The organism is Enterococcus sp. DIV0840 (genome assembly GCF_050527835.1).
In the GTDB taxonomy this organism is placed as follows: domain Bacteria; phylum Bacillota; class Bacilli; order Lactobacillales; family Enterococcaceae; genus Enterococcus_L; species Enterococcus_L ureasiticus.
The window spans coordinates 3418152-3443769 of the sequence record NZ_CP172876.1 but is presented as its reverse complement, the minus strand read 5'-3'; the positions used below and the strand labels follow the sequence as shown (position 1 = coordinate 3443769).

The window sequence follows — 25618 nt, the reverse complement described above, 5'->3', positions numbered from 1 at the left end:
GAGTGAACAGTTGAAATAGTTCTCTATTTCACAGCTTATGAAAAGAAAAAAGTATATTCTCTCTTTGATTATTTTAGGAATTAGTTTAGTGATAGGAATATTCATTGCCACTTCTTTAAGCTCTAAAAACAAGCTCCAGGCACAAGAAGTACAGCCGACCAGAGTGATAACAGATAATATTTTTCAAGAAGTGAAAATCATAGTGCCTGGTGAAAAAAGCCGGGTATTAGAGCAAGAAGATTATCTTAAAAATGATTCAGAAGTTAAAGCCACAATTACGTTTAAATTCACGAATAAAAATTATAAAATTGGTGATACATTTGAAACAACGTTGCCGGAAGGTTTCACCTATTCACAGGTTATTGAAGGCCAATTAAGCGACACAGCGGCTTATCGCATTGATCCAGCAACAAGAAAATTAGCCTTAACGATGATAAAAGATGTCCAATCAGCAGAATATAAGTTGAATTTAGTGACACGAATCAAGTTTGATAGCACATTGAATTCTAAACAAACAATGCCTTTTGAAACACAAACTCCAACGAATTATATCTTTCACTTATATGAGAAAACCAACCCTCAATATCTGTATGGAAAGACTTTTGATAAGGATAAAAACGAAACAAAATTAATGCCTGCAAGTGGCGGTGAATATGACGCAATGGACGTCAATTACGCCCATGTAGATTTATCAAAAAATAATTTGGAAGTTGGGTTCTCCAAACAAGTGATGCCCAGTGATTGGAGCGACGGTTATGTTAAGACAATACAAGATCTTGCATCCTTTAAATTCTATACCTATGAAACAATGATTGATGGAACACGCATAGGCGAGAAAAAAGAATTAAAGGTCAACGAAGATTTTGTCGTGATTGAGAAATCAGATTGGCAGAGCCAAATTAAATTTAAAGAGAAATTTCATGAAGCTTTAGAAATTTCAGGCGGCGAAGTAACTTTTGACTATACAGGTTTTAATCCTATTTCAAATGGAAAAAGAGGGTCGATCACATCTGCAATGACATTTATTGTTTATCCTGGAACAACTTCTGATAGCTTTATCAGTTATAGTAGATTTTCTGTTAACTTCTTTGTTATCGAACTCGGCTACTTAGGCTTAGGGACAATAATCGCCGATACGAATGTAAAAGAAAGTGAAATGATCGTTAAAACACCGATTTATATCAATGGAACTAATCAGCAACTAAAAACAGGTGACACTTTTACCCTGACGAATGATAAAGATCCCGCCTTGGTGGCAATCGATACAAAGTTGGCTCAAGAATATAACGTTACATTCAATGCCAACGGCTCAATTGTTGAAGGGGCTAAAAAAGCAATCAGTAACTGGAAAATCACGAGTGATGCATTCGGCGAGATAACGCTAACTTACTCAGGTGAAGATACAACGGACACATTTGGTTTGGATATCTATACTGGAATAGATGAGACGGTTACAACACCGTATAATAGTAAATATGTTCTTTCAGGAAATGGTTACGAAACAAACGGAAAAACAACAGTCAAAGGTCAAGTCAACAACGTGAAAAGTGGGACATTCAACACGGAGAAAAATATCATCACTTGGACGGCGACAATCAATTCTCTTTATCAAAAAGTTATGAAAATAACGGATACTTTTGGTGATGGTGTCAAAGCTGGAACCTTAAAAAATGTGAAAATCAGTTCTGTGGAATTCGGAAGATATGGTGTGAAAAAAGAATTAGTCGAAGGAACCGATTATGAAGTGTTTGATTCATCTAATCATTTTGAAATCAAGTTCTTAAAAGAAGTCAAAGAAAAGCTCACGATTACTTACGAAACGGGTGTTGATCTTCAGACAGTCGACCAAAAATACTCACGGGCTACAAATACAATTACGCCTAAACTAGCCTTTTCTTCTAAAACTGAAAAAGAATTTCCAACGATAGGATATGCTTATGTTCCGAGTTATATCTTTACTAACTCGCCGTTTTTTCTTGGCAAAAATGGGACATATGACCAAACTGAAAAAATCAAAGAACAACCTGTAAACCAAGTGAAATTATTGATAAATCCATCTGGAGCCGACCTGAATAACAATGAGATCGTTATAAACTACAAAAGCTTGGATGTGTCGATTTTAGACAAAAAGTTTACAGTAAATAAGGTTCAACAGTTTTCTACAACGGTCTATTCAAGCCTACTTCCGGGTGAAGAAATTACTTCAAGTAGTGAAGAGTATCCGGAAATAAGTGTTGAAGAGAATCAAATACGTGTGAAAAGTAAAAAATTGACGCAATCGATTATCGTCAGTTTTACTTTAGCTAAAAATAACTATTATAATGCTGCTGGTGATTATGCAAAAATCAGTCAGATAAATGATGATTTTGAACCGGTCAATTCAACATCACAATCTCTTTATTTTAACAATGTATTGGCAAAAGATTTTACATTAAAGACTAGCGAAACCTATACAAACATTGCTGAAGGAACCTTGGTAGTCGACAAAAATAACGGTTTTCCATTAATCAAAGGAACAAAAATTAATCTTGCCAGCATTGTGCCGGCAAATGATTCTAGCGAACTTTCAAGCTTAAGAGAAATTACAGATAGAGAAGGAAATCCTTTACCAACCTCAACGATTTCAGTGAGTGGCGGTGGTTTTTCAGTTTGGGCTATCACTATTAATGATGATCAGCTGAAAAATGGTTTAATTGTAAAATTAAAATGGAACTTTGCTACGAGTGGCTCAAAAAGTTATTCAGGGGGCGGTTCAAGTCATCCATTTACAAATTATGGAGGCAACATCGCAACACAAGGCTATTCAAGTAGTTATTGGTCAGGGAAATTTGATATCGACAACTCTGGTGCGGGTGGCGGAGGAAATCTGATTTTAAAAGATATGATGATCAATATGATCGATTCTGTTACGAATAAACCATTAGCTGGAGCAACCTACGAGATCATCGACAAAGATGGCAAAGTAAAGGATACCTTAACGTCAAATGCAAATGGTCAGATATTATTGAAAGAATACGTCGTTACAAACTATACGTTAAAAGAAATAAAAGCACCCGATGGTTATCTATCTAATGAAGAATACAATAATTCAGGAAAAGAGATCACCCTAACGCCGACTGGCGAAAATAAACTCACGATTCCTTATATCAAAGAAGGAAAAATCGTCATTCATTTTGCCTACCAAGACGGAACAGATATCGAAAACATCGAGCCAATAACGATCAAAGGTGGAAACGGCTCAACCGTTAATTTAAAAGAACAAAAAGCTGTGTCAGATCAATTGGATCAAATGAACGCAGTGAATTCAGATTATCGGTTTGTAAAATTTGATCCAGGAAAAATGCAAGGGTCAGATGAAGCATTAGTTTTTCCATATGAAAGTGAAACGGTCTACTACAAATATGAAGGCTTACTTTCATTAAAAGTACCGGAACGGTTAACTTTTGAAACTGGCTTTGTGACACCATTTGAGCAAGTGCTTTCATATAATAATACAGATGATTTTGAAGTTGCATTGAGAGATAACCGTCAAATCACCACGTCAACCACAACAAAACATGGTAAAACACGAGGCAACATTCGATTAAATGCCAACTTGTCAAAAGAATTCACAACACAAGGAAACAAAGTGTTGAAAGATGCACGATTGATTTATCGGAATGGTACCACAGACATTGTCTTGAATGGAACTGGTGGAGAATTGGTGAACAATAAACAAGATGCTGATGACAAAGCGAAAAAAGATTTTAATTTTATTTTAGACACAGCAGAAAGTAAAAACCAAGGCTTTAAACTGGAAGTTCCAGCTAAAGGGACATTGGCAGATGAATATACAGGAGAAGTTACCTGGGAGATTATTCAAGAGCCGTAAATTTTTTGAATCAATATAATGAAAAACAGACTAAAATCGTAGTTTACGATTTTAGTCTGTTTTTTGTCGTTTTTGAAATAGCCGACTCTTAGATAATAGAAAAAGTAACTCATCTTTCAGACACCTTGTATTGTGCATCATCGAATCATATTGTTCTTCGTGCTTCACAGCAATTTCCAACAATGTTTTTTCTTAGATCCTAAAGGCCTAAGAAAAAATGTCACTGACTTCTTTATTCAGTGAATTGGCGATATTTAATGCTAAAGAATCGGAAGGCTTGTATTTTCCTTTTTCTATACTTTGGATTGTTTGGATAGAAACATTTACTTTCTCTGCAAGTTCTTCTTGAGTGAGGTTATTGCTACTGCGAGTTTCTTGTAACGTGTTGTTGCTCTTTTTTTTCATATAGATGATATCCTCTTTCTTTTATTATTTATACTAGTAAGAAAATAGGTAATTAAGTATTTACTAGCAATTTCAATCAAAAAACACATACTAAATTGGCTTTTATATTTTATACGTTACCGATTAAAAGAAAATTCTTCCTCTATAAAAATCAATTAGTATTGTTTAATGTATTAAAAGTATTTCTTTTCTTTGTTAAAAGTTTTTATAATTACCAAAGTATCAAAAATATATTATCTTTACTCATAATAATACCAAATATTAAGAAAATTATAAACCCATTATTAAATGAATTTTTAAAAAATGCATAACTTAATAGTAGTCAGATGAATAATAATTATGTTCATGTGAATAATTATTGTAAGGAAATCCTGTTTGGACAAGTTAAATTAGCAGGGATGTGTTGAGGAATATGTTGCTGGAGAAGATTTTTCAATCAATCTTAGGATATGCAAAATCATTACAATAGTAATAAAATCGACAACCCTTCCCTTCCACCCCAAAAACCTCTATAATAAATAAAGAAATCAAAAGAGAAGAGGAAGTTTTTTGCGTATATTATTTATAGGAGACGTAGTTGGATCACTAGGTCGCGATACAATAACTACTTATTTACCAAAGCTGAAGAAAAAATACCGTCCCCAAGTCACGATTCTTAATGGTGAAAATGCTGCAGCTGGTCGAGGAATCACTGGTAAGATTTACAAGAAGTTTTTACAAGACGGTGTAGATGTGGTCACATTAGGGAATCACACTTGGGATAATAAAGAAATCTTCGAATTTATCGACGATGCTAAAAAAATGATCCGACCGGCTAATTTTCCAGAAGGCACCCCTGGACAAGGGATGGTTTTTGTCAAAGTCAATCAACTTGAACTTGCCGTTATTAACATGCAAGCACGTGTTTTTATGGCGGATATCGATGATCCGTTTCGTAAAGCAGAAGAATTGATCACAGAAGCACGCAAGCGTACACCGTTGATTTTTGTCGATTTTCATGGTGAAACAACTAGCGAAAAGCAAGCAATGGGCTGGTTTTTAGATGGACACGTTAGCGCAGTTGTCGGCACGCACACGCATGTGCAAACCAACGACGCTCGGATTTTACCAGCTGGGACAGCATTTCTTAGTGATGTCGGCATGACAGGTCCTTACGATGGTATCTTAGGCATGAAACGCGGACCCATTATTGAGAAATTCAGGACAGCGTTACCAAAACGTTTTGAAGTCGTAGACGAAGGTCGGAGCTTATTATCAGCTTGTGTGATTGATATCGATGATCAGACTGGACAAGCGAAAAAAATCGAGCCAATTCAAATCAGTGAAGATCGTCCGTTTGAGGAATAACTAAGTTTAACTTAACCAAATACAAAATAAAAAAGGGACAGAAGTATCCAACTCCAAGCAACATGAGAAGGAGCATCTGATGCTTTTTTATTTTGCCAAAAAAGATGGTTGAGCATTTGTGAACAAGTGAACTGAAATTTGTTCTATAATAGGAAAAGAATCAGAGTACAGTGACTAAAAGTAACTAAATTAGGAGGCGTCTATGCGAAATTCTTTTATGGGAAAAAAAGAGCGGATGAAGTTTGAATTATTTAAATCGATCATTTTCTCAAAAAACGGGTTAAGCTTTAATGAATTGATGCAAAAGCATGATCTTACGAAAAGTACATTAAGCAGATATATCAATGATTTGGCGCAAGAAGTGGGAGAGACATTTGATGAGAAGGTCCATTTAGCACAGAATGCTCAGACAGGGACCTATCAAATCCAAACGGAAGAAGCATACGGCATAGGGTATTTGATCGATTATAGTCATTTGTTTTACGTAAAGCAAAGTGGGATTTTTTTCATTTTAGATGCACTACTAAAAAATCATTATAGTTCGATCGAGGCGATGGCACTTGATTTACATATGAGCAGTTCGTCTGTTTACAAACAACTGCGAGCACTAAAAGAAATGTTAGTTCCATTTGGAGGAAAAATTTCATTTGAACAACTTGCTAGCCCTTTGACTGGGAATGAGCTTGGTATTCGTCTTTTTGCTTTTTATTCTTACTGGTCAGTTTTTAAGTCAACGGAATATGGTAATAGACATTATCCAGAAGAATGGTGGAACATAAAAGAAATCGAGGAATACTTTGATCATACGACCTCATTGTCAGAATCACAACGGGCAAAATTACGGTTTATCCAGTTGATTACCCTAAAAAGAGTCCTTTGGCAAAAAAATTATCTAGAACTTTCCGAAGAGTTTTTAGCAGATGTTGCCTACTTTGATACCAAAGAGACAGAGTTATTACCGTTACTTAAACAACGATTGGCAAAGGACGTCTATCATAAAGAGCGAGCGTTATTGGTGTATGCAACTAGAGGGCTGATTTACAATCTAGACTCACTGGAAACGAAAAAGAATATCGTTCGACATTATCAGCAATCGTCACTAGAAATTGCAGCGTACACGACCAAATTGATGGAAGAAATTCAACAAGAATTTGATTTAGATTATACGGAGGAAGGGTATGTAAATTTTTATTTTAATCTGATTATTTTACTGATCTATATCAAGCATATCAACATTGATATTTCTGGCTATTATAAAAATGAGCTATCGTTTCATTCGATGATCGATTACGATGAAGGAAATGTAGAGATTTTTCAAAAAATCAACAAGATTATTGAGCAACAGGAATTTTATTCTATAATCAATAAAAAATCGTTGAAAGGCGTCATGTCGATTCTCTCATTAACGATTTACTCAGGCATTTATCTGAATAAAAAAGCGGGAAGCATGTCGATCTGTGTCATTTTCAATAATAATTTGATTTTGGCAGACGGCATCAAAAAGATTATTCTAGATGTTTATAATCGGGATCGAATCGTTTTTACGAATGATGTATTGACAGCAGATTTGGTTATTTCAGATTCTTATGAAGTAGCAAACCCGCATACGGAATATTTCTACTTTGATGAGCAGCTGAACCCGGAACAATGGGGAAAAATGATCGAAGCAATTAATCAAATTTTTTATAAAACTGTTTTTTTAGGAATGTAGTGAAGAAGAATCGAATTTGTCAAAAGTTTAAAAATATCTATTTTATCACTAAATTATCTCTGAAACTCATCTGAAAAAAGGTTGAGACAAAACAATTATTTGTTTTGTTTCAGCCTTTTTTCGCTTGTTAATAGTGGGTTTTCATAAAATGAACTGTTGTTTTTTAATTTTTGGAACAAATCGTTTCAGAAATATATAAATTTTTTCTGAAAAAAATTGTATTATTTCATTGTAATAAAAAAAGCGACTTGGGTTAGATTTACCAAATGAAGTAAGCAGATAGGAGAAATCGATGAAAAAGAATGTGTTTCGTTTACTCGTTTTATTTTTCTGTCTTTTACATATCGTTGATTCGTCAGACACAGTTTTTGCTGAATCGGTTTTACCACCTGGAAACTATCCACTGGGGGTTTCTACAAAAACGAATTTAACAGCTGGCGGCACACTTTATTTTAATACCGATCAATTGCAAGACAAACAGCTGGTAGGGCAATTTTTAGCAAAAAATATAACGTCTAATGGTTCTTCTGGATTATCCAAAGGCGGGTTTCAAAATTATCAAAATACAACTCGTCAGTGGGAGTTGGATCAAATCGATCCAGCAGTTGTTTCTGAAACAATTACGGGCAGTGACATCATTCGTTTATATGCAAATGCGATGAGCTTCAAGTATGTGAATGGTGAAGATCTACATTATTATTTAGGAACAGCACCAACAGAAAAAGAAATGAACGATGCATTGCAATATTATCCTAAATTACGTGAAAATTTCTCTAATAGAAAATATAATGATTCACTCGAATCATTTCCTTCATTTGTCGATAATGGTATTTCTGATTTTTCTCAAGTGACAGGCAATATTCAAAACGTCAGTGATTACTACGCATCATTGACCGATAGCGAGCAGTCAGTCGTCTATAATTCAGCGGTTCAATCGGCAGAAGTAAATACAGAGAAAAAAGTAGTGAATCCAAACGACTGGGGCGGACAATCGTCGATCCAAATTAATATTGCATTAAAAAAAGGGACGACGGAACAAGCAGTCGCAGTCGTCAATGTTGATGGTCAGATGGATCATTTCAAAAATGTGCAGGATATTTCGATCAATTATACAAATTATGATCCAGATACAATGTTGCCACCCTACCTGTTCATTAACTATAAACACTTTCCAACATTTAATTTCAGTGGTAGTACATTCTTCCATGCGACCGCTTATCCGAGCTTGCCAGGCGATGAAGAATACAAATTCGAAGGAAACAACGGTATTTTTTTTGAAGGGAAATATGCGGATAAAGCAGTACCGTTAATAAAATCGGATAGTCATACAATCTCTGACGAGTTAAAAGATAAAACCTATAAGATGGCGACGCATCTAGTTCATAATTTTAATGATGAAGACCAAGAGATCCAATTTAGAAGTAATGCGTCATTATTTATAGGAAGTGTTTTGGCGCCAAGGGCATCTGTCATACTTGATGATACGCAAGGTCGAGTGTTAGGAAGTGTCTATTCTGGTTATGATATTCATACGAACATGCCGATCAGTCCTGAAGAAAGCACCGCTATGTTTGATTATGACGACTTCCCAGGATTAGGTAATATTGTTGGTGGGGAAGAACTTGAAGCACCAATCAAAGTTGGAGAACAGTTTACATACACTGGAAATGAGAACAGGCGATTATATACAATCACCCAAAAAATCCCAGCGTATTCTTCACGATTTCCGATCCAAACAGTAAAAATCACAGATCCATTGGCAGATTCATTAGCGATTTCGGCAGAAGATGTCGTGATCAAAGATGAGACTGGAGGGAATGCTACTGATTATTTTACACGCAACAAAAATGCAGAGAATGAATTATTGATCGAAGCAAAGCCGGAAAGCTTAGCCGATGAATCATTTTATGGAAAGACCTATACGATCGAATTGAATGGCAGTTTACAACTGAGCCAAGAAGAATTAACCGATCCCGAACTCAATCAAATCACGATTCCTAACACAGCCGTTACAACTGTAAATGAGGAATCAAAAGCCAGCAATGAAGCTGAGCTTAAAGCCGAGTTTGTTCAAGGAAAGTCAGTTGTTGTAAATTATCTAAACGAAGATGGACAAGAAATTGCCCCAACGGAAATTTTAGATGGTAAGGTCAGCCAACCTTATCAGGCAAAAGCCAAAGAAATTCCAGGTTACACGTTAACGACAGTACTAGAAAATGAGTCAGGAACTTTTTCAAATGAAACACAAACTGTGATCTATAAGTACCAAGGACACTTGAGTTTTTCAGCTGTACCAACACAAATCAGCTTTGGAACGCATGCATTATCTAGCAAGGATGAAGAATATAAGATCGAAGCAAAAGATCGAGACATTGTTGTAAAAGATACACGCACGTTAGGGTCAAATTGGCAGTTAAGAGCAACATTGAGTAAGCCTTTGACTGGAAACAAAACGCAGCATGTACTATCCGATGCACTATTTTATGTAAAGGATGGTCAGTCAGTTCCAATTCCTGCACATTCATCAGCGATCATTGAATCAGCAGTGTCAACGACCCACGATGATTACAATATAACCCATGATTGGGCAACTTCTGATGACGGGCTGAAAGTCGCTGTAAAATCAGGTGATGCGTTAGCGGATCAATACTCTGGCGAAATCAGCTGGGAATTATACGATGTTGTAGCCAATGATTGAAAGGTGGCGAGCGGTGAAAAATAAAAAAAGAAAATGGCTTCAATTGCTACTAGTTTCCAGTTATTTTATCTATTTGATTGGAATGAATGAAAGCCACGCCGCAGAAAACAATAAAGTAACAGTCGGTTTTTACGAAGAAAAGCAAAAGGCCTCACATAAAACGCACAAATTACCACAAACGGGTGAGGATTCACCTAGTCATGTTTTACAAATAAGTGGAATATCCATTCTGTTAGTTATAACTGGAATGATATCATATAGAATTTTAAATAATGAGGAGAGAATTTAAATGAAAACAAGTAAAATTTTAGTAGTATTAGCAGTAGTAACAATGAGTTTAAGCACAAGTATGGTCGTAAATGCAGAGGAAATCGCAGATCAAGCGTCAAAAAGTGATATTGGGTTTACAGCCCCAACAGAAGGCGCTTTGACATTATTGAATGTAGCTGATTTTGATTTCGGTTCTAATCCAATTTCTGCTAATGATGAAGTATATAAAAGCAAAACTGAAACAGCGACAACCGTTCAAGATATCCGCGGAACAGAAGCTGGTTGGACTGTCCAAGTTGCTCAAAATGGACAATTTAAAGCAGATAAAAAGGAATTAACAAGCGCTCAAATCACATTGAAAACACCAACTATTTCAGAAAAATCAACAGGTTCAGCTACTGCCAAAACGGAAGTTGTCCTAAATACAGATGGTTCAAGCGAAACGATTTTAGATGCTGAAGCCGGACTAGGTAATGGTGTAACAATTGAAAGTTTCGGTAAAGATGCTGCTGTTTTATCAGTACCAGGTGAAACTGTCAAAGTAGCAAAACAATACGAAACAACATTGACATGGACATTGTTGGACCAACCAGCAAATAGCTAGTATAAAAAAGGGAATGGCATGGGACTAAATCTACTTTTATCCCGTGCCGCTAACATACATAGTAAATTAAAAAATGGAGGAATTCACATGTTAAAACGTACGTTTAAAGTTTTAGTACCGCTGATCGCTGTTATATTCGGGTGTCTGGTAGGAACACTGAATGTTTGGGCTCAAGAGGCAGATTATGAAGTAAAAGCAATTCCTTCAACCAAGCAAGTTGACACAACTAAAACCTATTTTGATTTACGACTTACCCCAGAAGAAACGCAAGCAATCACGGTTAAAGTAACCAATAAATCTGATCAAGAACAAACCATAGATACAAAAGTCAAAACAGCTACGACCAATACTAACGGCATAGTCGAATATATGAATAGTGACAAGAACAAATCGATCGATTTACCATATGATATAAGCAAACTCGTTAAAACCAACACACCTAAAATTACACTAGCACCTCATGAATCAAAAGAGGTCGACTACGCAATTACGATGCCTAAAAAAGAGTTTTCTGGCATTTTATCAGGTGGTATTATTTTTACAAGTGAAAATACAGATGAAAAGTCAACAGATTCTACAGCGGATGTTGCAATTAAAAACCAATTTGGGTATGTGATTGCCCTTGTTTTACATGGGGAAAAGGAAGTCTCACCTGATTTAAAACTAGCCAAAGTAAGCTTAGGACAAGTCAACAATCGGAACACAGTTTTTGCCCATTTAGAAAATCCTAAAGCAGCTTATCTCAACAAATTGAACGTAAATGTTAAAATCAGAAAGAAAAATTCAGATAACATTCTTTACGAAACAAAAAAAACTGATTTGCAAATGGCACCGAATTCTGTCTTTAACTATCCAGTAAGCCTGCAAGAAACAGAATTTAAACCAGGAAAATATCTTTTAGCTGTTCACGCAGAATCAAAAGGGAAAACATGGGATTTTGAAGAAGAGTTTGAAATCAAAGCAAATGAAGCAGATAAATTAAATGATCAAGCGTATATTCATCATGATAAAAATAACTATCTGCTTTATATAATCCTATTCTTAGTTCTGTTATTGTTGATTCTTTTATTTATTCTATATAGAAAAAGACAACAAAAAATCAAAGCGTTAGAAGAACAAGTAGCGGAATTGACGAAAAAGTAAATGTATAGAAACATGCTAAACAGAGTAACCTTATCAAAAGGCTGCTCTGTTTTTTTGACTGCTGTTTCTAATGTTGCACAATAAACTTCAAAATATTCGCTACTGTTTTTCCCGACAAACTGTTGATTCTGCTGGAATTATGTTAAAATAAGTAGACCTGTTTTACAACAAAATCTTACCCAGAATAAAGGTGTGAAATCATGGAGCCATCCATTACAGATAAAAAAGTCAACGAAGAATTAACGAAATTATTGACCTTGCTTGGTGAGGATGAATTGATTCAGCGTTATAAAGAACTAGAAGAAAAAGTTCAAAACAACGAGAAACTCACCGATTTAGTCGAACAAATCAAAGCAGCCCAAAAAGATGCCGTTCAATTTGCACATTACGACAAACCAGAAGCAGAAAAAGCGGCAATCAAGCATGCGGACGAACTAACCAAAGAATTCGATGAACATCCTTTAGTTGTGGCATATAGAGAACAACTGATGGAAGCCAATGACCTCTTGCAGCACGTCACAGATATGATCCAATATAGAATCAACGAAGAATTAGAGAAGGAAGGGTAACAATGCCGCAAAAAACAAAACACACACCCATGATGGAACAATACTTAGCAATCAAAGACCAATACCAAGATGCTTTTCTATTTTATAGACTAGGTGACTTTTATGAAATGTTTTATGAAGATGCCATCAATGCGTCACAGGTGCTGGAATTAACGTTAACGAGTCGTAACCGCAATGCAGATGACCCGATTCCGATGTGCGGAATTCCTCATCACGCAGCCCAAGGCTATATCGATACATTGATCGAAAAAGGCTATAAAGTCGCAATTTGTGAACAAGTAGAAGATCCTAAGACAACGAAAGGCATGGTCAAGCGGGAAGTGGTTCAGCTGATTACGCCTGGAACGGTCATGACCAGTAAAGGCCTAGATGCTAAAGACAATAACTATTTAACGGCGATTGTTGAAGCGAACGGCATGTTTGGATTAGCCTATGTTGATTTAAGCACAGGGGAACTAAAAACAGCCGTTTTAAGTGACGAAGATGCGGTGATCAATGAAGCATCAGCACTGCAAACCAAAGAAATCGTATTAGGTAGTGCATTATCAGAAACGTTGCAGCGAACCTTAAAAGATCGTTTAAACATCATTTTCTCTGAACAAAACCAAGCAGAAGAAAATGCTGAATTTAGCTTTTTGACAAGTGAACTGACAGATCCGCTAGAAGTCGAAGTTACAGGTAAGCTTTTAACCTATTTAAGTGTGACACAAAAGCGTGGCTTATCTCATATTCAAAAAGCAGTAGAATATCAACCAAATCACTTTTTAAAAATGGATCACTATTCTAAATTTAACTTAGAACTGACTCAATCGATTCGAACTGGCTTGAAAAAAGGCACCTTATTATGGTTACTAGACGAAACAAAAACCGCAATGGGTGGTCGCTTACTAAAACAATGGCTCGATCGTCCGTTGATCCAAGAAAAACAAATCCAAACCAGGCAAGAAATGGTTCAATCATTATTGAATGCCTATTTTGAACGTGTCGACTTACAATCTACTTTGACGAAAGTCTATGATTTAGAACGTTTAGCTGGTCGCGTTGCTTTCGGGAACGTGAACGGACGTGACTTGATTCAATTGAAGACGTCGTTAGAACAAGTGCCGTTGGTTCGTGAGTTGATCGTTGGTATCAATCAAGGTGAGTGGAATGACTTATTATTAGATTTAAATCCAGCTGAAGATATCGTTGAACTAATCAATACAGCTATCAACGAAGAAGCGCCGCTTGCAATCACAGAAGGAAATATCATCAAAGACAATTACAATGAAAAATTAGATGAATACCGCGATGCGATGCGTCACGGCAAACAATGGTTAGCGGAATTAGAGGCAAAAGAACGCCAAGAAACAGGCATTAAGACCTTAAAAGTCGGGTTTAATCGAGTATTTGGTTACTATATTGAAGTGACGAAATCCAACTTAGCCAACCTAGAAGAAGGCAAATATGAACGCAAACAAACCCTAGCAAACGCGGAACGTTTTATCACCCCTGAACTAAAAGAAATGGAAACCTTGATTTTAGAAGCAGAAGAAAAATCAGTAGATCTAGAATATCAATTATTCCTAGAAGTTCGCGAACAAGTCAAAGCCAATATCGAACGACTACAAAAACTAGCGAAAACAATCAGCGCAGTGGATGTTTTACAAGCTTTTGCAACGGTTAGCGAAAGATACCAATACGTTCGACCAACCTTAAAAAGCAACAGTAAAGAACTGCATATTGTTGAAGGTCGTCACCCTGTAGTGGAAAAAGTTTTAGGTCATCAAGAATATATTCCAAACAGTGTCCATATGAGCAAAGACAATATCATTTTGCTAATCACAGGACCAAATATGTCCGGTAAAAGCACCTACATGCGCCAATTAGCGTTAACAGTCGTGATGGCTCAAATCGGTTGTTTTGTTCCAGCTGAATCTGCGGAACTACCGATTTTTGACCAAATTTTCACAAGAATCGGTGCATCAGATGATTTGATTGCAGGGCAAAGTACCTTCATGGTGGAAATGATGGAAGCCAATCAAGCTTTGCGTCATGCTACGCCGAATAGTTTGATTTTATTCGATGAACTTGGCCGAGGAACTGCAACGTATGATGGAATGGCATTAGCGCAAGCAATCATTGAATATATCCACCGAGAAGTCAAAGCAAAAACACTATTCTCGACCCATTATCATGAATTGACGGTCTTAGATGAAAACTTGACTGGCCTGAAAAATATTCATGTCGGTGCAGTAGAAAAAAATGGCGAAGTTGTCTTCTTGCATAAAATGATGGATGGACCAGCTGATAAAAGTTATGGGATCCATGTAGCTAAAATTGCTGGTTTGCCAAGTGCGTTATTAGAACGTGCCGCTACGATTCTGACTGCTTTAGAATCAGATGAACAACCCCTTAAGGCCGTTGAATATAAAGACGAGATCAAAGAAGATACAGAACAATTATCACTATTTAAAGAAGTATCGACAGATGAGTTAGGCGTGATCGATACCTTGAAGAAAATCAATTTATTGGAAATAACGCCAATGGATGCCTTAAATAAATTGCACGAACTGCAAAAAAGAATTTAGCTGAAAAAACTGAGCAAGGAAAGGATCGTATAGATGGGGAAAATACAAGAATTATCAGAACAGCTTGCCAATCAGATCGCTGCTGGTGAAGTAGTAGAACGTCCTGCATCAGTTGTCAAAGAACTTGTGGAAAATGCGATCGATGCAGGAAGCACGCAAATCGATATTTTTATTGAAGAAGCAGGACTTAAAACGATCCAAGTGATCGATAATGGAGAAGGAATCGCAAAAGAAGATATTCTTAGTGCATTCAAACGCCATGCGACCAGTAAAATCCATACAAGAGACGATTTATTCCGCATCCGTAGTCTAGGATTCCGTGGAGAAGCCCTGCCCAGTATCGCATCCGTTTCAGAAATCGTTGTAGAAACAGCTGTCACTGAAGAAGAGGAAGGCAGTTATGTTCAAATGAAAGGTGGCAAGGTGGAAGAACATCGCCCAGCTGCCTTAAGAAAAGGAACGAAAATCACTGTTTCAAACCTGTTTTTCAACACACCAGCTCGTCTAAAATATGTTAAAACGATTCAAACTGAATTAGCCAATGTCGGTGATATCGTCAATCGGTTGGCGTTAAGCCATCCTAAAATTGCTTTTCGCTTGGTTCATGATGGCAATAAAATGATGAACACAGCTGGCAATGGTGATTTGAAACAAACAATCGCTGGCATTTACGGTATTGGTACGGCGAAAAAAATGCTGAAGATCGAAGCCGAAGATCTAGACTTTAAATTAACAGGCTATGTTTCGCTACCGGAAGTGACTAGAGCAAGTCGAAATTATTTGTCCACGATCATCAATGGCCGCTATATCAAAAACTTTGCGCTGAATAAAGCCATCGTAGATGGATACGGTTCGAAACTTATGGTTGGTCGTTTTCCGCTCGCGGTATTAGAGATCGAGATTGATCCCTTGCTCGTTGACGTTAACGTTCATCCGACAAAACAAGAAGTTCGTTTAAGTAAAGAAAAAGAATTGATGGCCTTGATAAGTGAAGCAATTCGTGAAGTATTAAGTCATGAGCAGCTGATCCCAAATGCGGCAGATAATCTGCGTTTTAAAAAGAAAGTCGAACAACAGCCCAAAGTTGAACAAATGGAAATTCCTTTGACTGAACAAGAAGAAGTAGCAAAACCGATTCGTAAACCGGGAAGTCTAGGCTACGATTCAACGAGCGGTAATTTCTTTGTCAAAGAAACGACAGCAGGATTTTCACCCAAACCGCCTACAAACAATGAGGCAAAAGAATCGGAACCTCAGAGTAAAGAGGAGCTTGAAAAAGAAGCATTGATGGCTCATGCGTTTAGTTCACCAACTGAAAATGAGGAACAACAAGCACCTGATAACAGCCAAATAGTAGAACCAACAGAAGTAGAGGAAATCCCTCAGCAAAATGAAGCAGCAACAGTAGATGAACAGGTTTATGAAGAAGAATTAAGTCATCATCCGGAATTTGATTTTTCAGCAACAGGTGCTCAAAATGATTTAAATAAGGTGTTGAACAAGCTATCTGACGAACGACCGAAAGAACGTTTCCCAGAATTAGAATATTTTGGTCAGATGCACGGCACTTATCTGTTTGCTCAAAGCAAAGACGGCTTATATATCATCGATCAACATGCAGCGCAAGAACGAATCAAATATGAGTACTTTAGAGATAAAATCGGAGAAGTAACGAATGACCTACAAGAGTTATTAGTACCGATCGTGATCGATTACCCAAACAGTGATGCGTTAAAAATCAAAGAACAAAAAGAAACCTTAGCGGAAGTAGGCATTCATTTAGAAGACTTCGGTCAAAACAGTTTCATTGTTCGGGCGCACCCAACTTGGTATCCAGCCGGTGAAGAAGAAACAATTATCCGTGAGATGATCGATATGTTTTTGACAACAGGTGCTGTCAGTGTGAAAAAATTCCGAGAAGCAACAGCAATCATGATGAGTTGTAAACGTTCGATCAAAGCCAATCATTATTTAAATGAACAGCAAGCTCGAGTGTTATTGAAGGATCTCGAAACCTGTGAGAATCCCTTTAATTGCCCCCATGGTCGACCTGTTTTGATTCATTTTACAAATTCAGACATGGAAAAAATGTTTAAACGAATCCAAGATCCGCACTAAAAAATAGAGGAAGAAGGTTTTATCCTAATGGCAGTTATCCTAGCCTCCCAATCACCTCGCAGACGTGAGCTGTTGAGCCGAATCATTTCTGATTTTGACGTTGTGCCAGCTGATATCAATGAAGAAGTCAAAGGTTATTTTACTCCGATGGACTATGTCTTGACGATGGCAGCCCAAAAAGCAGCACATATTGCAAAAAAATATCCAAATGATTTAGTGATCGGTTCCGATACAATTGTAACGATCGATAATGAAATATTAGGAAAACCCACTTCCAGAGACGATGCTTTTCGGATGTTACGGCAACTAAGCGGCAGAACACATAAAGTCTACACTAGTGTTGTCATAATGAAAGACGATCAGGAATCTTCGGCCACTGTTCCGGCCACAGTAGAATTTTACGATTTGACAGATGAAGAAATCAATCGCTACTTAGATACAAAAGAGTACGAAGACAAAGCTGGAGCATATGGCATTCAAGAGCAAGGTGCTTTGTTGGTAAAAAGTATTCAAGGTGATTACTATTCGATCATGGGCTTACCCATTGCGACATTGTACCGAATGTTGCCATCATTTGATTAGTAACTGAACGATGAAAGAAGGAAACAATGAATGAAATGTTCACAAACAAGAGCCATCCAAACACATATGATCACGTATCCTCATTTAAATTTTCATAAGACGTTATTTGGTGGCCAACTAATGGCGTGGCTGGATGAAACGGCTGGTATTTCAGCTGTTCGCGTTTCAAGAGCGGCAATTGTCACAGCCTCAGTCGATCATTTAGATTTTTTAGCACCTTTAAAAGCGGATCATTCAGTTTGTATCGATGCCTATGTATCAGGTGTGGGCACACGCTCGATGGAAATATTCGCCAAAGTGATCGGTGAAGATTTATTTACAGGCGAACGTTATCTAGCTGGTACTTGTTTTATGACCTTTGTCGTACCTAAAGGAGCAAGTCTGCCAAAAACAATCGAGCCTGAAACAAAAGAAGAACGCTTTATCTGTGAAGGCTATGAAGCGAGAAAACAGTTTAGACAAGCTAAGCGTCAAGAAAGTATTGATCTAGCTAGAAATGTCGACTTAGATATTCCTTGGAACTAGTAATAGACGTGAACACTCATTTTCTAAACAGAAAGTGAGTGTTTTTTTCACAATGATGCTATGATAAGACTAATAAAAAAGTAAGGGTGTGATTTGTCATGGAAAAACCATCAAAAGAAGAGTTGAAAGAAAAGCTATCCGATATTGAATATGCTGTAACACAGGAAAATGCGACGGAACGACCTTTTACTGGTAAATATGATGACTTTTACCAAGAGGGAATTTATGTGGATGTGGTGAGTGGCGAACCACTTTTTAGCTCAAAAGATAAATATGATGCAGGCTGTGGCTGGCCAGCTTTTACTAAACCTATTGAAAAGCAAGGCGTTAAAGAAAATTCAGATTTTTCTTTAGGAATGCGCCGAGTTGAGGTTCGCAGTAAAGAAGCGGATTCTCATTTAGGACATGTTTTTACGGATGGACCACAAGATCAAGGTGGTTTACGTTATTGTATCAATGCGGCAGCGTTACGGTTTATTCCAGTGGAAGAGCTAGAAAAAGAAGGATACGGAGAATACAAAAGCTTATTTGAGTAATATAAAAGCTGATCTAGACAGTTAAAATCTGTTTAGATGGGCTTTTTTTATTTACGTATAAAAATGATTGCTATTTACTTTAATTTTTAGTATTATAAGAATATTCAGAAAATTAAAATTACGTAAGAAAATAATTGTTTATCGAGGAGAAAAAAATGAAAAAAACAAACATAACGAAATTAATCAGTGTGATGATGCTATCTACACTAGTGTTAGCAGCCTGCGGCGGTGGCGGCAAGACTGATTCTACAGATAGTAGCAATGACAGTAAAAAAGCGAGTGGGGAACAGCTTTTTAAACTAGTCGTTCAACAAGAAATGCCAAGTGCAGATTTATCAGTAGCAACAAATACGATCAGCTTTTCAGCATTGAACAATATCTATGAAGGGTTATATCGTTTGGATGATAAGAGTAAACCACAGCCTGCCGGTGCAGTAGAATTGGCAAAGAAAAGCGATGACGGGTTGACATACACATTTAAACTTAGAGAAGATGCTAAATGGTCAAATGGCGATCCTGTAGTGGCGTCAGATTATGTCTATGGCTGGCAACGTACAGCAGATCCTAAAACAGCAGCAGAGTATGCGTATATGTTTGAATTAGTTAAAAACGGCGCAGATGTTTCTGCAGAAAAAAAAGGACTGGATGAATTAGGGATCAAAGCAATCAACGATTATGAATTAGAAGTAACCTTAGAACAAGAAACGCCGTACTTTGATTACTTGTTGGCTTTCCCATCATTTTTCCCGCAAAATAAAAAAATAGTCGAAGAAAAAGGCAAAGACTATGCAACAACGAGTGATGCATCAGTTTATAACGGACCATTTACATTGACTGATTTTGACGGACCTGGAACAGATACCGAATGGTCTTACACAAAAAATGATCAATATTGGGATAAAGACGCAGTTCAATTAGATAAAATCGAAGTGAAAGTTGTTAAAGAAGCACCGACATCATTGAATCTTTTCCAAGATGGACAAGCAGATGATGTGATCTTAAGCGGTGAATTAGCCAAACAAATGGCCGATGATCCAGAACTTGTAATCGAAAAAGATGCGCGTACTTCTTATCTTGAATTCAATCAAAGGGATGAAAAATCGCCATACCACAATGCGAATCTACGTAAAGCAATCTCTTATTCAATCGACCGTGATGCATTAGTTGACCGAATCTTAGGAGACGGCTCGGTTGCGTCTACTGGTCTCGTGCCAGCAGGAATGTCATTTTCACCAGAAGGCAATAAAGACTTTGCTGACGAAAATAAAAATGTACTGACACATGATACCAAAAAAGCCAAAGAATACTGGGCAAAAGCGAAACAAGAATTAGGAATCGATTCATTTAAATTTGATATCGTAGGCGATGATACTGATTCTACAAAAAAAGTACTAGAATATATCCAAGGCGCAGTGAAAGAGACCCTTGATGGTGTGGATGTTACCGTCACAAATGTACCGTTTACTGTTCGTTTAGACCGTGGTAAGAATGGTGACTTTGAAGTGATCATGGGCGGCTGGGGTGCTGATTATGCAGATCCAAGTAGTTTCACTGATCTATTCCTAACTGGCGGATCTTACAATAGAGGTCGCTACTCAAATGAAAAATATGACCAATTAGTCAAAGATTCTGGCAGTAAAAATGCGTCAAATCCAGAAAAACGCTGGACAGACATGGTAGATGCTGAAAAACTATTGATGGACGATATGGGTGTTGCACCAGTTTATCAAAAAGCAGAAGCCCACATGCGTAGTAAAAAAGTCAAAGGTGTAGTAGCTCACGGAGCAGGCGCACGATATGACTATAAATGGACATACATTTCTGAATAAAAAAATAAGCCAATACGAATTGAATCCTAATTCGTATTGGCTTTCTTTCATATCAAGCTACTGATTTTCTTGGATTTGTGCTAAAATAGAAACGTATGTGCGTGTAAAGCATAAGCGACGGTATCAAGAAAGGTGAAATTATGTACGAGTATATCATTGGTAAAGTGACATTTATCAGTCCTTATTATATTGTAATAGAAACAAATGGCATTGGCTTTCAGATTTCTGTGGGGAATCCCTACCGTTATTCTGGAAAAACCGACCAGCAAATCAAAATCTATGTCCATCAAGTCATTCGTGAAGATGCCCATTCTTTATACGGATTTGGTGATTTAGATGAAAAACAACTTTTCTTAAAACTGATCAGCGTTTCAGGAATCGGACCTAAAAGTGGTTTAGCAATCATGGCTTCAGAAGATCACGGTGGGTTGATTAATGCAATCGAAAGTGAAGATGCGGCGTATCTAACGAAATTCCCTGGTGTAGGCAAAAAAACGGCACAACAAATGGTACTTGACCTCAAAGGGAAACTAGGCGAACTGGAAACATCAGAAGCAGCTGTTGAAGCAATGGCCAAAACACCGAGTACCCAATCAACAAATCAGTCTCTAACAGAAGCATTAGAAGCTCTAAGCGCATTAGGTTATAGTGAAAAAGAAATCAAACGAATTACGCCAAAACTAGAAGAATTAGGGACACAAGCCACAGACGAATACTTGCGCAATGCATTGAAATTCATGATGAAACGCTAAGGAGGAATCGCTATGACAGAAGATGAAAGACTACTCTCCGCTCAAACAAGCGAAGGGGAAGAGTCAATTGAAAAGTCGCTACGTCCGCAATTTCTCGCACAATATATCGGTCAAGACAAAGTCAAACAAGAACTTACGATCTACATTGAAGCGGCCCGTAATCGGGAAGAAGCGTTAGACCATACACTTTTATATGGCCCGCCAGGATTAGGTAAGACAACGATGGCGATGGTGATCGCCAATGAAATGCATGTTAATATCCGCACGACCAGCGGACCTGCGATCGAACGAGCTGGAGATTTAGTCGCAATTTTAAATGAGCTTGAACCAGGCGATGTTTTATTTATCGATGAAATCCATCGCTTGCCTCGAATTGTGGAAGAAATGCTGTATTCGGCAATGGAAGATTTTTATGTGGATATCATGGTAGGACAGGGAACCACTGCTAATCCCGTTCATTTTCCCTTACCACCATTTACCTTGATTGGTGCGACGACCAGAGCTGGAATGCTGTCTGCACCGCTTCGAGATCGTTTCGGGATCATTTCTCATATGGAATATTATGAAACACAAGATTTAAAAGAGATCGTTCTGCGTTCGGCTGATATTTTTCAAACAGAAATCGTAGAAGAAGGCGCCTTTGAAATTGCACGTCGTTCTCGCGGCACCCCTCGAATCGCCAATCGTTTACTAAAACGTGTGCGTGACTTTGCCCAAGTACAGTCAAATGGTACGATCGATCGCAGTATCGCTGATCAGGCGCTGACATTGTTACAAGTCGATCACCAAGGATTAGATTATGTCGATCAAAAATTATTGAAAACAATGATTGAATTATACGGCGGTGGTCCTGTAGGTTTAAGCACATTAGCGGTAAATATCAGTGAAGAAACTGAAACGGTTGAAGATATGTACGAACCTTATTTGATTCAAAAAGGGTTTATCAAGCGGACGCCAAGAGGACGAATTGCGACAGCTTTAGCTTATGAACATTTTGGCTATGAAACTTATTATCAAGAATAATGCCTAGGAATTTTATCAAGTTAATAGGAAAAGGATGAGACAAAACTACATTTAGTTTATCTCATCCTTTTTATTATTTTCTGTAAATCTGGTTAGTCTATATCCAAAGGCGCAATCTCTTTACATATAGATATTATTAAGTGAGTATTCGATTAGAGAAAAAATCGTATCATTTGCACTAAATATTATCTCCTTTTATAGTTGATAATGTACCAATTAATAAAAATAACGGACGAAAGGATGAAAATTATGGAAAAGAATACGAGAAAAAAAGGATTTGTATCGTACTTAACAACGCAAGACGAAGCAGGGGTAAATATCTCTTGGGGGGCAATTATAGCGGGATTAGTTTCCTTCTTTGCCATTTTCTTTACCTTAAGTTTGATTGGATCTGCAATTGGTTTTGGTATAGTCAAACCAACGTCGGACAATCCTTTAGATGGTATAGGCACAGGACTTATTATTTGGACAGTTGTAACATTTGTCCTTTCATTATTTTGTAGTGGATTTATCGCAGGGGTAGCAGCGCGCAGAGTGGGCTTAGTTCATGGTTTTCTAACATGGGCAACAAGTGTTTTGGTATTATTGGCTATCCTTTCTTATACAGCAATCGGTGCATTTTCAGCAATTGGCTCTTTATTTGGCAATATTGCGTCAGCAACTGGTAGCAGTGTGGAAACTGTAGCTTCGGGCACATCTGATGCAATCAGTAAAGGGTTTGATAAAGTGACGGACAATGTTCAATCAGTAGATACAACAGAACTACAAGGACAAGTCAAAAAAGTTTTATCTGATACTGATGTCAAAGAGTTACAACCTGATTATTTAAAAGATCAAATGAAAGAAGCAACCGATGAAATCACAGAGGCTGGAAAAGAAATCCTAAAAAATCCAGACAACTCAGATGAAATTTTCAAAGACACAGCAGATTCTTTAGCAGCGAAAGCGAAAAAAATCGGTGATTCAATTGATCGTCCAGCAATCGCAAACGCAGTAGCAAAGAATACGGATTTATCACAAGAAGAAGCACAACAAGCGACAGATAATATCTACAACGAATTACAAACAGCATCGAAAGAAACACAAACACAAATCGAAAACGCAAAATCAAGTCTTGAAGATGCGAAAAAAGAATTAGATAAAGACATCAAAGAAGCCAGACAAAAAGCAGAAGATGCTTCAAACACAGTAGCTAAAGCATCTATTTGGGGCTTTATCGCAATGATTCTCGGCATGATCATTACCTCTTTAGCAGGTTTATGGGGTGCTAATTTAGTGAAAAATCCTGTGACTGAAAGTAAATTATAAGAAAACGTAACTGAAAATGCCGCAATGGATTCGAATACAAAAAAAGGTGTAGCTTCGGCTATACCTTTTTTATGCTCTATAAAGCCAATAACAAAAATAATATTTTTTGAACTTTTCCCTACTATTATAGTCCTTAAAATAGCACGCATTTACGTAAGTAAAATCACGCAATAAATAAATTATTTCATTGACGAACAAACATTTTTAAATTAGAATATAAGAAATAGAACGAAAATAAAAAGGCACTCTGCAAGAAGATTGGACGTCCTCTCACAGAGCCTTATACAATCAGCCACACTGACTGTACAAGTTGCCCTTAGTCAATTTTCATTGACTGTTTTTATTTTACTCAATTTGTTAGAAAATAGCTAGTCTTTTTTCTAATTTCTTAGAGTTTAATAGCGACAGATCGATGCTTCTTAATTGTACTTAGCGCGGTATTGGCAGGTGTCCGATACCGTTTTTTTTCGTTCTATTTTTCTCACTGTTTCAAAAAATCTGCTGTAAACGTCTGTCTGTGTTTAATTTTGCGAATGTTTGACGAGGTAAGCCATTTATGTTGTGGCAGAGGAATACAGTAGTGAGAATAGCAGGGGATCAGCCACACCTCGTAAGAAAGAGCGGCCACTCGACTTATGTAGCCAAGGATGATCAGCACGGAGCCTCAAATTAAGTTGCCTAAGTCAATATTGATCATATAATGGGATGCTATCTACCAGAACAACATAGCATTCAAGTGAAGAAGATGATCCAAGGCGGCTGGGTCTCTGTTATTATTTTAGTGAGTTATTTATGAAAGGTCAAGTTATATTTAAGCGATTAAAAGTAATTTTTTTATTTTTTGTCAATGTTAATTAAGCTATGATACATTAATAGTGCGAACGAAATAAGTTTTTCCATTGCAAACACGAAGATACTCTATCGTTAGTAGGATGTTTTCCTTTTCAACGATTGGAATAAATGACCAACGGGAAAGTTATCTTCACGTGCCAACCATTAACAATCCCTAAAAATCTCTCAAAACCTTATATTTCCTCCCAATTTTTTGGTATGATGTACCTAACTAAAAAAAGCGAGGCAAAAACCATGAGCGAATCACAAATAACCAAAAAAGCCATCTCATCCGCATTAATCGAATTATGCGATCGAAAGCTTTTCAATAAAATCAGCGTCCAAGATATCACAAAAGAAGTTGGCTTAAATCGCCAAACCTTCTACTATCACTTTACCGACAAACAAGATCTCTTACGCTGGATCTACTCCCATGATGCATTGATTTACCTGGACTCACCAGATGTCAGCATCGATAATTGGGAAGAACAAGCCCTAAAAATGCTAAAAGCGATCCAAGCCAAAAGTGATTTCTACTATAATACAGTCACTTCAGATTCAGACATCTTAAGGAAATGTTTTTCAGCGATCACCAATAAACTCTTCATCAATCTATTCGATCAAATGGACAAAGAAAACCAACTACTTCCAGAAGATAAAGTATTTTATGCACGTTTTTTTTCATACGGATGCAGTGGTGTCTTGATTGATTGGATTCTCGGAGGCTATAAAGAATCACCATTAGAAATCGCCACACAGCTATTTCGTCTGGCTAAAGACACTGAATTTTTCTCGTATCGGCTATATACAAAAGAAAATGAACTATTGTGACAAATTGTCCATAGTGTCTAAAAAGAAGACGGAATAATAATGCTATCACAAGACTTTTACATGAAATCATTGTACGCTAGGTTCATAAATTGAAT

Annotated in this window: 19 protein-coding genes; 18 read left to right on the top strand and 1 reads right to left on the bottom strand. The window is 37.1% G+C overall.

The features are described 5' to 3' along the window. The first annotated feature begins 88 nt into the window (after positions 1–88). A complete protein-coding gene (locus IGL98_RS16465; RefSeq protein ID WP_206912474.1) occupies positions 89–3871 on the top strand; it encodes a SpaA isopeptide-forming pilin-related protein in 3783 nt (1260 codons plus the stop codon). 207 nt (positions 3872–4078) lie between these two features. Here the strand turns inward: IGL98_RS16465 and IGL98_RS16460 are convergent, their stop codons facing one another. Next, positions 4079–4276 carry a helix-turn-helix transcriptional regulator gene (locus tag IGL98_RS16460; RefSeq protein ID WP_206843211.1) on the bottom strand — a complete coding sequence of 66 codons (198 nt, stop codon included), beginning with the start codon at positions 4274–4276 and terminating at the stop codon, positions 4079–4081. A 549-nt stretch (positions 4277–4825) separates the two neighbouring features. Here IGL98_RS16460 and IGL98_RS16455 point away from each other — a divergent pair. The 17 genes from IGL98_RS16455 to IGL98_RS16375 all read left to right on the top strand — a co-directional run bounded on the left by IGL98_RS16455 (position 4826) and on the right by IGL98_RS16375 (position 25523). Beyond that, complete coding sequence (locus tag IGL98_RS16455) at positions 4826–5623, top strand: TIGR00282 family metallophosphoesterase (protein ID WP_069647447.1); 798 nt, start codon at positions 4826–4828, stop codon at positions 5621–5623. A 202-nt stretch (positions 5624–5825) separates the two neighbouring features. After that, positions 5826–7334 carry a helix-turn-helix domain-containing protein gene (locus IGL98_RS16450; RefSeq protein WP_206843209.1) on the top strand — a complete coding sequence of 503 codons (1509 nt, stop codon included), beginning with the start codon at positions 5826–5828 and terminating at the stop codon, positions 7332–7334. A 292-nt stretch (positions 7335–7626) separates the two neighbouring features. Then, on the top strand, positions 7627–10032 hold the full coding sequence (locus tag IGL98_RS16445) for a MucBP domain-containing protein (protein WP_206912472.1): 2406 nt from the start codon (positions 7627–7629) through the stop codon (positions 10030–10032). 13 nt (positions 10033–10045) lie between these two features. Beyond that, a complete protein-coding gene (locus tag IGL98_RS16440; RefSeq protein WP_206912464.1) occupies positions 10046–10321 on the top strand; it encodes an LPXTG cell wall anchor domain-containing protein in 276 nt (91 codons plus the stop codon). Further along, positions 10322–10906, top strand: coding sequence for a WxL domain-containing protein (locus IGL98_RS16435; protein ID WP_206843202.1), 585 nt, complete (start codon positions 10322–10324; stop codon positions 10904–10906). Between the two features lie 87 nt (positions 10907–10993). Then, a complete protein-coding gene (locus tag IGL98_RS16430; protein WP_206912462.1) occupies positions 10994–12049 on the top strand; it encodes a DUF916 and DUF3324 domain-containing protein in 1056 nt (351 codons plus the stop codon). A gap of 200 nt (positions 12050–12249) precedes the next feature. Continuing rightward, positions 12250–12618 (top strand): YlbF family regulator, encoded by a 369-nt coding sequence (locus tag IGL98_RS16425; RefSeq protein ID WP_206912461.1) that lies wholly within the window; start codon positions 12250–12252, stop codon positions 12616–12618. A 2-nt stretch (positions 12619–12620) separates the two neighbouring features. After that, positions 12621–15188: a DNA mismatch repair protein MutS gene (mutS, locus tag IGL98_RS16420; RefSeq protein WP_206912452.1), complete on the top strand. Its 2568-nt coding sequence runs from the start codon at positions 12621–12623 to the stop codon at positions 15186–15188. A 33-nt stretch (positions 15189–15221) separates the two neighbouring features. Then, a complete protein-coding gene (gene mutL, locus IGL98_RS16415; RefSeq protein ID WP_206843194.1) occupies positions 15222–17306 on the top strand; it encodes a DNA mismatch repair endonuclease MutL in 2085 nt (694 codons plus the stop codon). Positions 17307–17333: 27 nt separating this feature from the next. After that, entirely contained in the window at positions 17334–17888 is a 555-nt protein-coding gene (locus tag IGL98_RS16410) for a Maf family protein (protein ID WP_206843193.1), read from the top strand. A gap of 30 nt (positions 17889–17918) precedes the next feature. Then, positions 17919–18413: an acyl-CoA thioesterase gene (locus IGL98_RS16405; RefSeq protein WP_206843192.1), complete on the top strand. Its 495-nt coding sequence runs from the start codon at positions 17919–17921 to the stop codon at positions 18411–18413. Positions 18414–18511: 98 nt separating this feature from the next. Continuing rightward, a complete protein-coding gene (gene msrB, locus IGL98_RS16400; RefSeq protein WP_206843191.1) occupies positions 18512–18949 on the top strand; it encodes a peptide-methionine (R)-S-oxide reductase MsrB in 438 nt (145 codons plus the stop codon). A gap of 155 nt (positions 18950–19104) precedes the next feature. Further along, the gene (locus tag IGL98_RS16395) at positions 19105–20778 is read left to right on the top strand and encodes a peptide ABC transporter substrate-binding protein (RefSeq protein ID WP_206843190.1); all 1674 of its coding nucleotides are present in this window, start codon (positions 19105–19107) and stop codon (positions 20776–20778) included. Between the two features lie 140 nt (positions 20779–20918). Next, positions 20919–21530, top strand: a complete 612-nt coding sequence (gene ruvA / locus IGL98_RS16390; RefSeq protein WP_206843189.1) for a Holliday junction branch migration protein RuvA — start codon at positions 20919–20921, stop codon at positions 21528–21530. A gap of 12 nt (positions 21531–21542) precedes the next feature. After that, positions 21543–22553: a Holliday junction branch migration DNA helicase RuvB gene (ruvB, locus tag IGL98_RS16385; protein ID WP_206843188.1), complete on the top strand. Its 1011-nt coding sequence runs from the start codon at positions 21543–21545 to the stop codon at positions 22551–22553. A gap of 249 nt (positions 22554–22802) precedes the next feature. After that, positions 22803–23861, top strand: a complete 1059-nt coding sequence (locus IGL98_RS16380; RefSeq protein ID WP_206843186.1) for a hypothetical protein — start codon at positions 22803–22805, stop codon at positions 23859–23861. Positions 23862–24947: 1086 nt separating this feature from the next. Then, positions 24948–25523 (top strand): TetR/AcrR family transcriptional regulator, encoded by a 576-nt coding sequence (locus IGL98_RS16375; RefSeq protein ID WP_206843184.1) that lies wholly within the window; start codon positions 24948–24950, stop codon positions 25521–25523. The last annotated feature ends 95 nt before the right edge of the window (positions 25524–25618 follow it).

Coding starts and splice junctions, on each gene's coding strand:
- IGL98_RS16380 (WP_206843186.1), top strand. CDS start 22,803: ATGGAAAAGAATACGAGAAAAAAAGGATTTGTATCGTACTTAACAACG.
- IGL98_RS16395 (WP_206843190.1), top strand. CDS start 19,105: ATGAAAAAAACAAACATAACGAAATTAATCAGTGTGATGATGCTATCT.
- IGL98_RS16435 (WP_206843202.1), top strand. CDS start 10,322: ATGAAAACAAGTAAAATTTTAGTAGTATTAGCAGTAGTAACAATGAGT.
- ruvA (WP_206843189.1), top strand. CDS start 20,919: ATGTACGAGTATATCATTGGTAAAGTGACATTTATCAGTCCTTATTAT.
- IGL98_RS16430 (WP_206912462.1), top strand. CDS start 10,994: ATGTTAAAACGTACGTTTAAAGTTTTAGTACCGCTGATCGCTGTTATA.
- IGL98_RS16405 (WP_206843192.1), top strand. CDS start 17,919: ATGAAATGTTCACAAACAAGAGCCATCCAAACACATATGATCACGTAT.
- msrB (WP_206843191.1), top strand. CDS start 18,512: ATGGAAAAACCATCAAAAGAAGAGTTGAAAGAAAAGCTATCCGATATT.
- IGL98_RS16375 (WP_206843184.1), top strand. CDS start 24,948: ATGAGCGAATCACAAATAACCAAAAAAGCCATCTCATCCGCATTAATC.
- IGL98_RS16450 (WP_206843209.1), top strand. CDS start 5,826: ATGCGAAATTCTTTTATGGGAAAAAAAGAGCGGATGAAGTTTGAATTA.
- IGL98_RS16445 (WP_206912472.1), top strand. CDS start 7,627: ATGAAAAAGAATGTGTTTCGTTTACTCGTTTTATTTTTCTGTCTTTTA.
- IGL98_RS16460 (WP_206843211.1), bottom strand. CDS start 4,276: ATGAAAAAAAAGAGCAACAACACGTTACAAGAAACTCGCAGTAGCAAT.
- IGL98_RS16410 (WP_206843193.1), top strand. CDS start 17,334: ATGGCAGTTATCCTAGCCTCCCAATCACCTCGCAGACGTGAGCTGTTG.
- ruvB (WP_206843188.1), top strand. CDS start 21,543: ATGACAGAAGATGAAAGACTACTCTCCGCTCAAACAAGCGAAGGGGAA.
- mutL (WP_206843194.1), top strand. CDS start 15,222: ATGGGGAAAATACAAGAATTATCAGAACAGCTTGCCAATCAGATCGCT.
- mutS (WP_206912452.1), top strand. CDS start 12,621: ATGCCGCAAAAAACAAAACACACACCCATGATGGAACAATACTTAGCA.
- IGL98_RS16425 (WP_206912461.1), top strand. CDS start 12,250: ATGGAGCCATCCATTACAGATAAAAAAGTCAACGAAGAATTAACGAAA.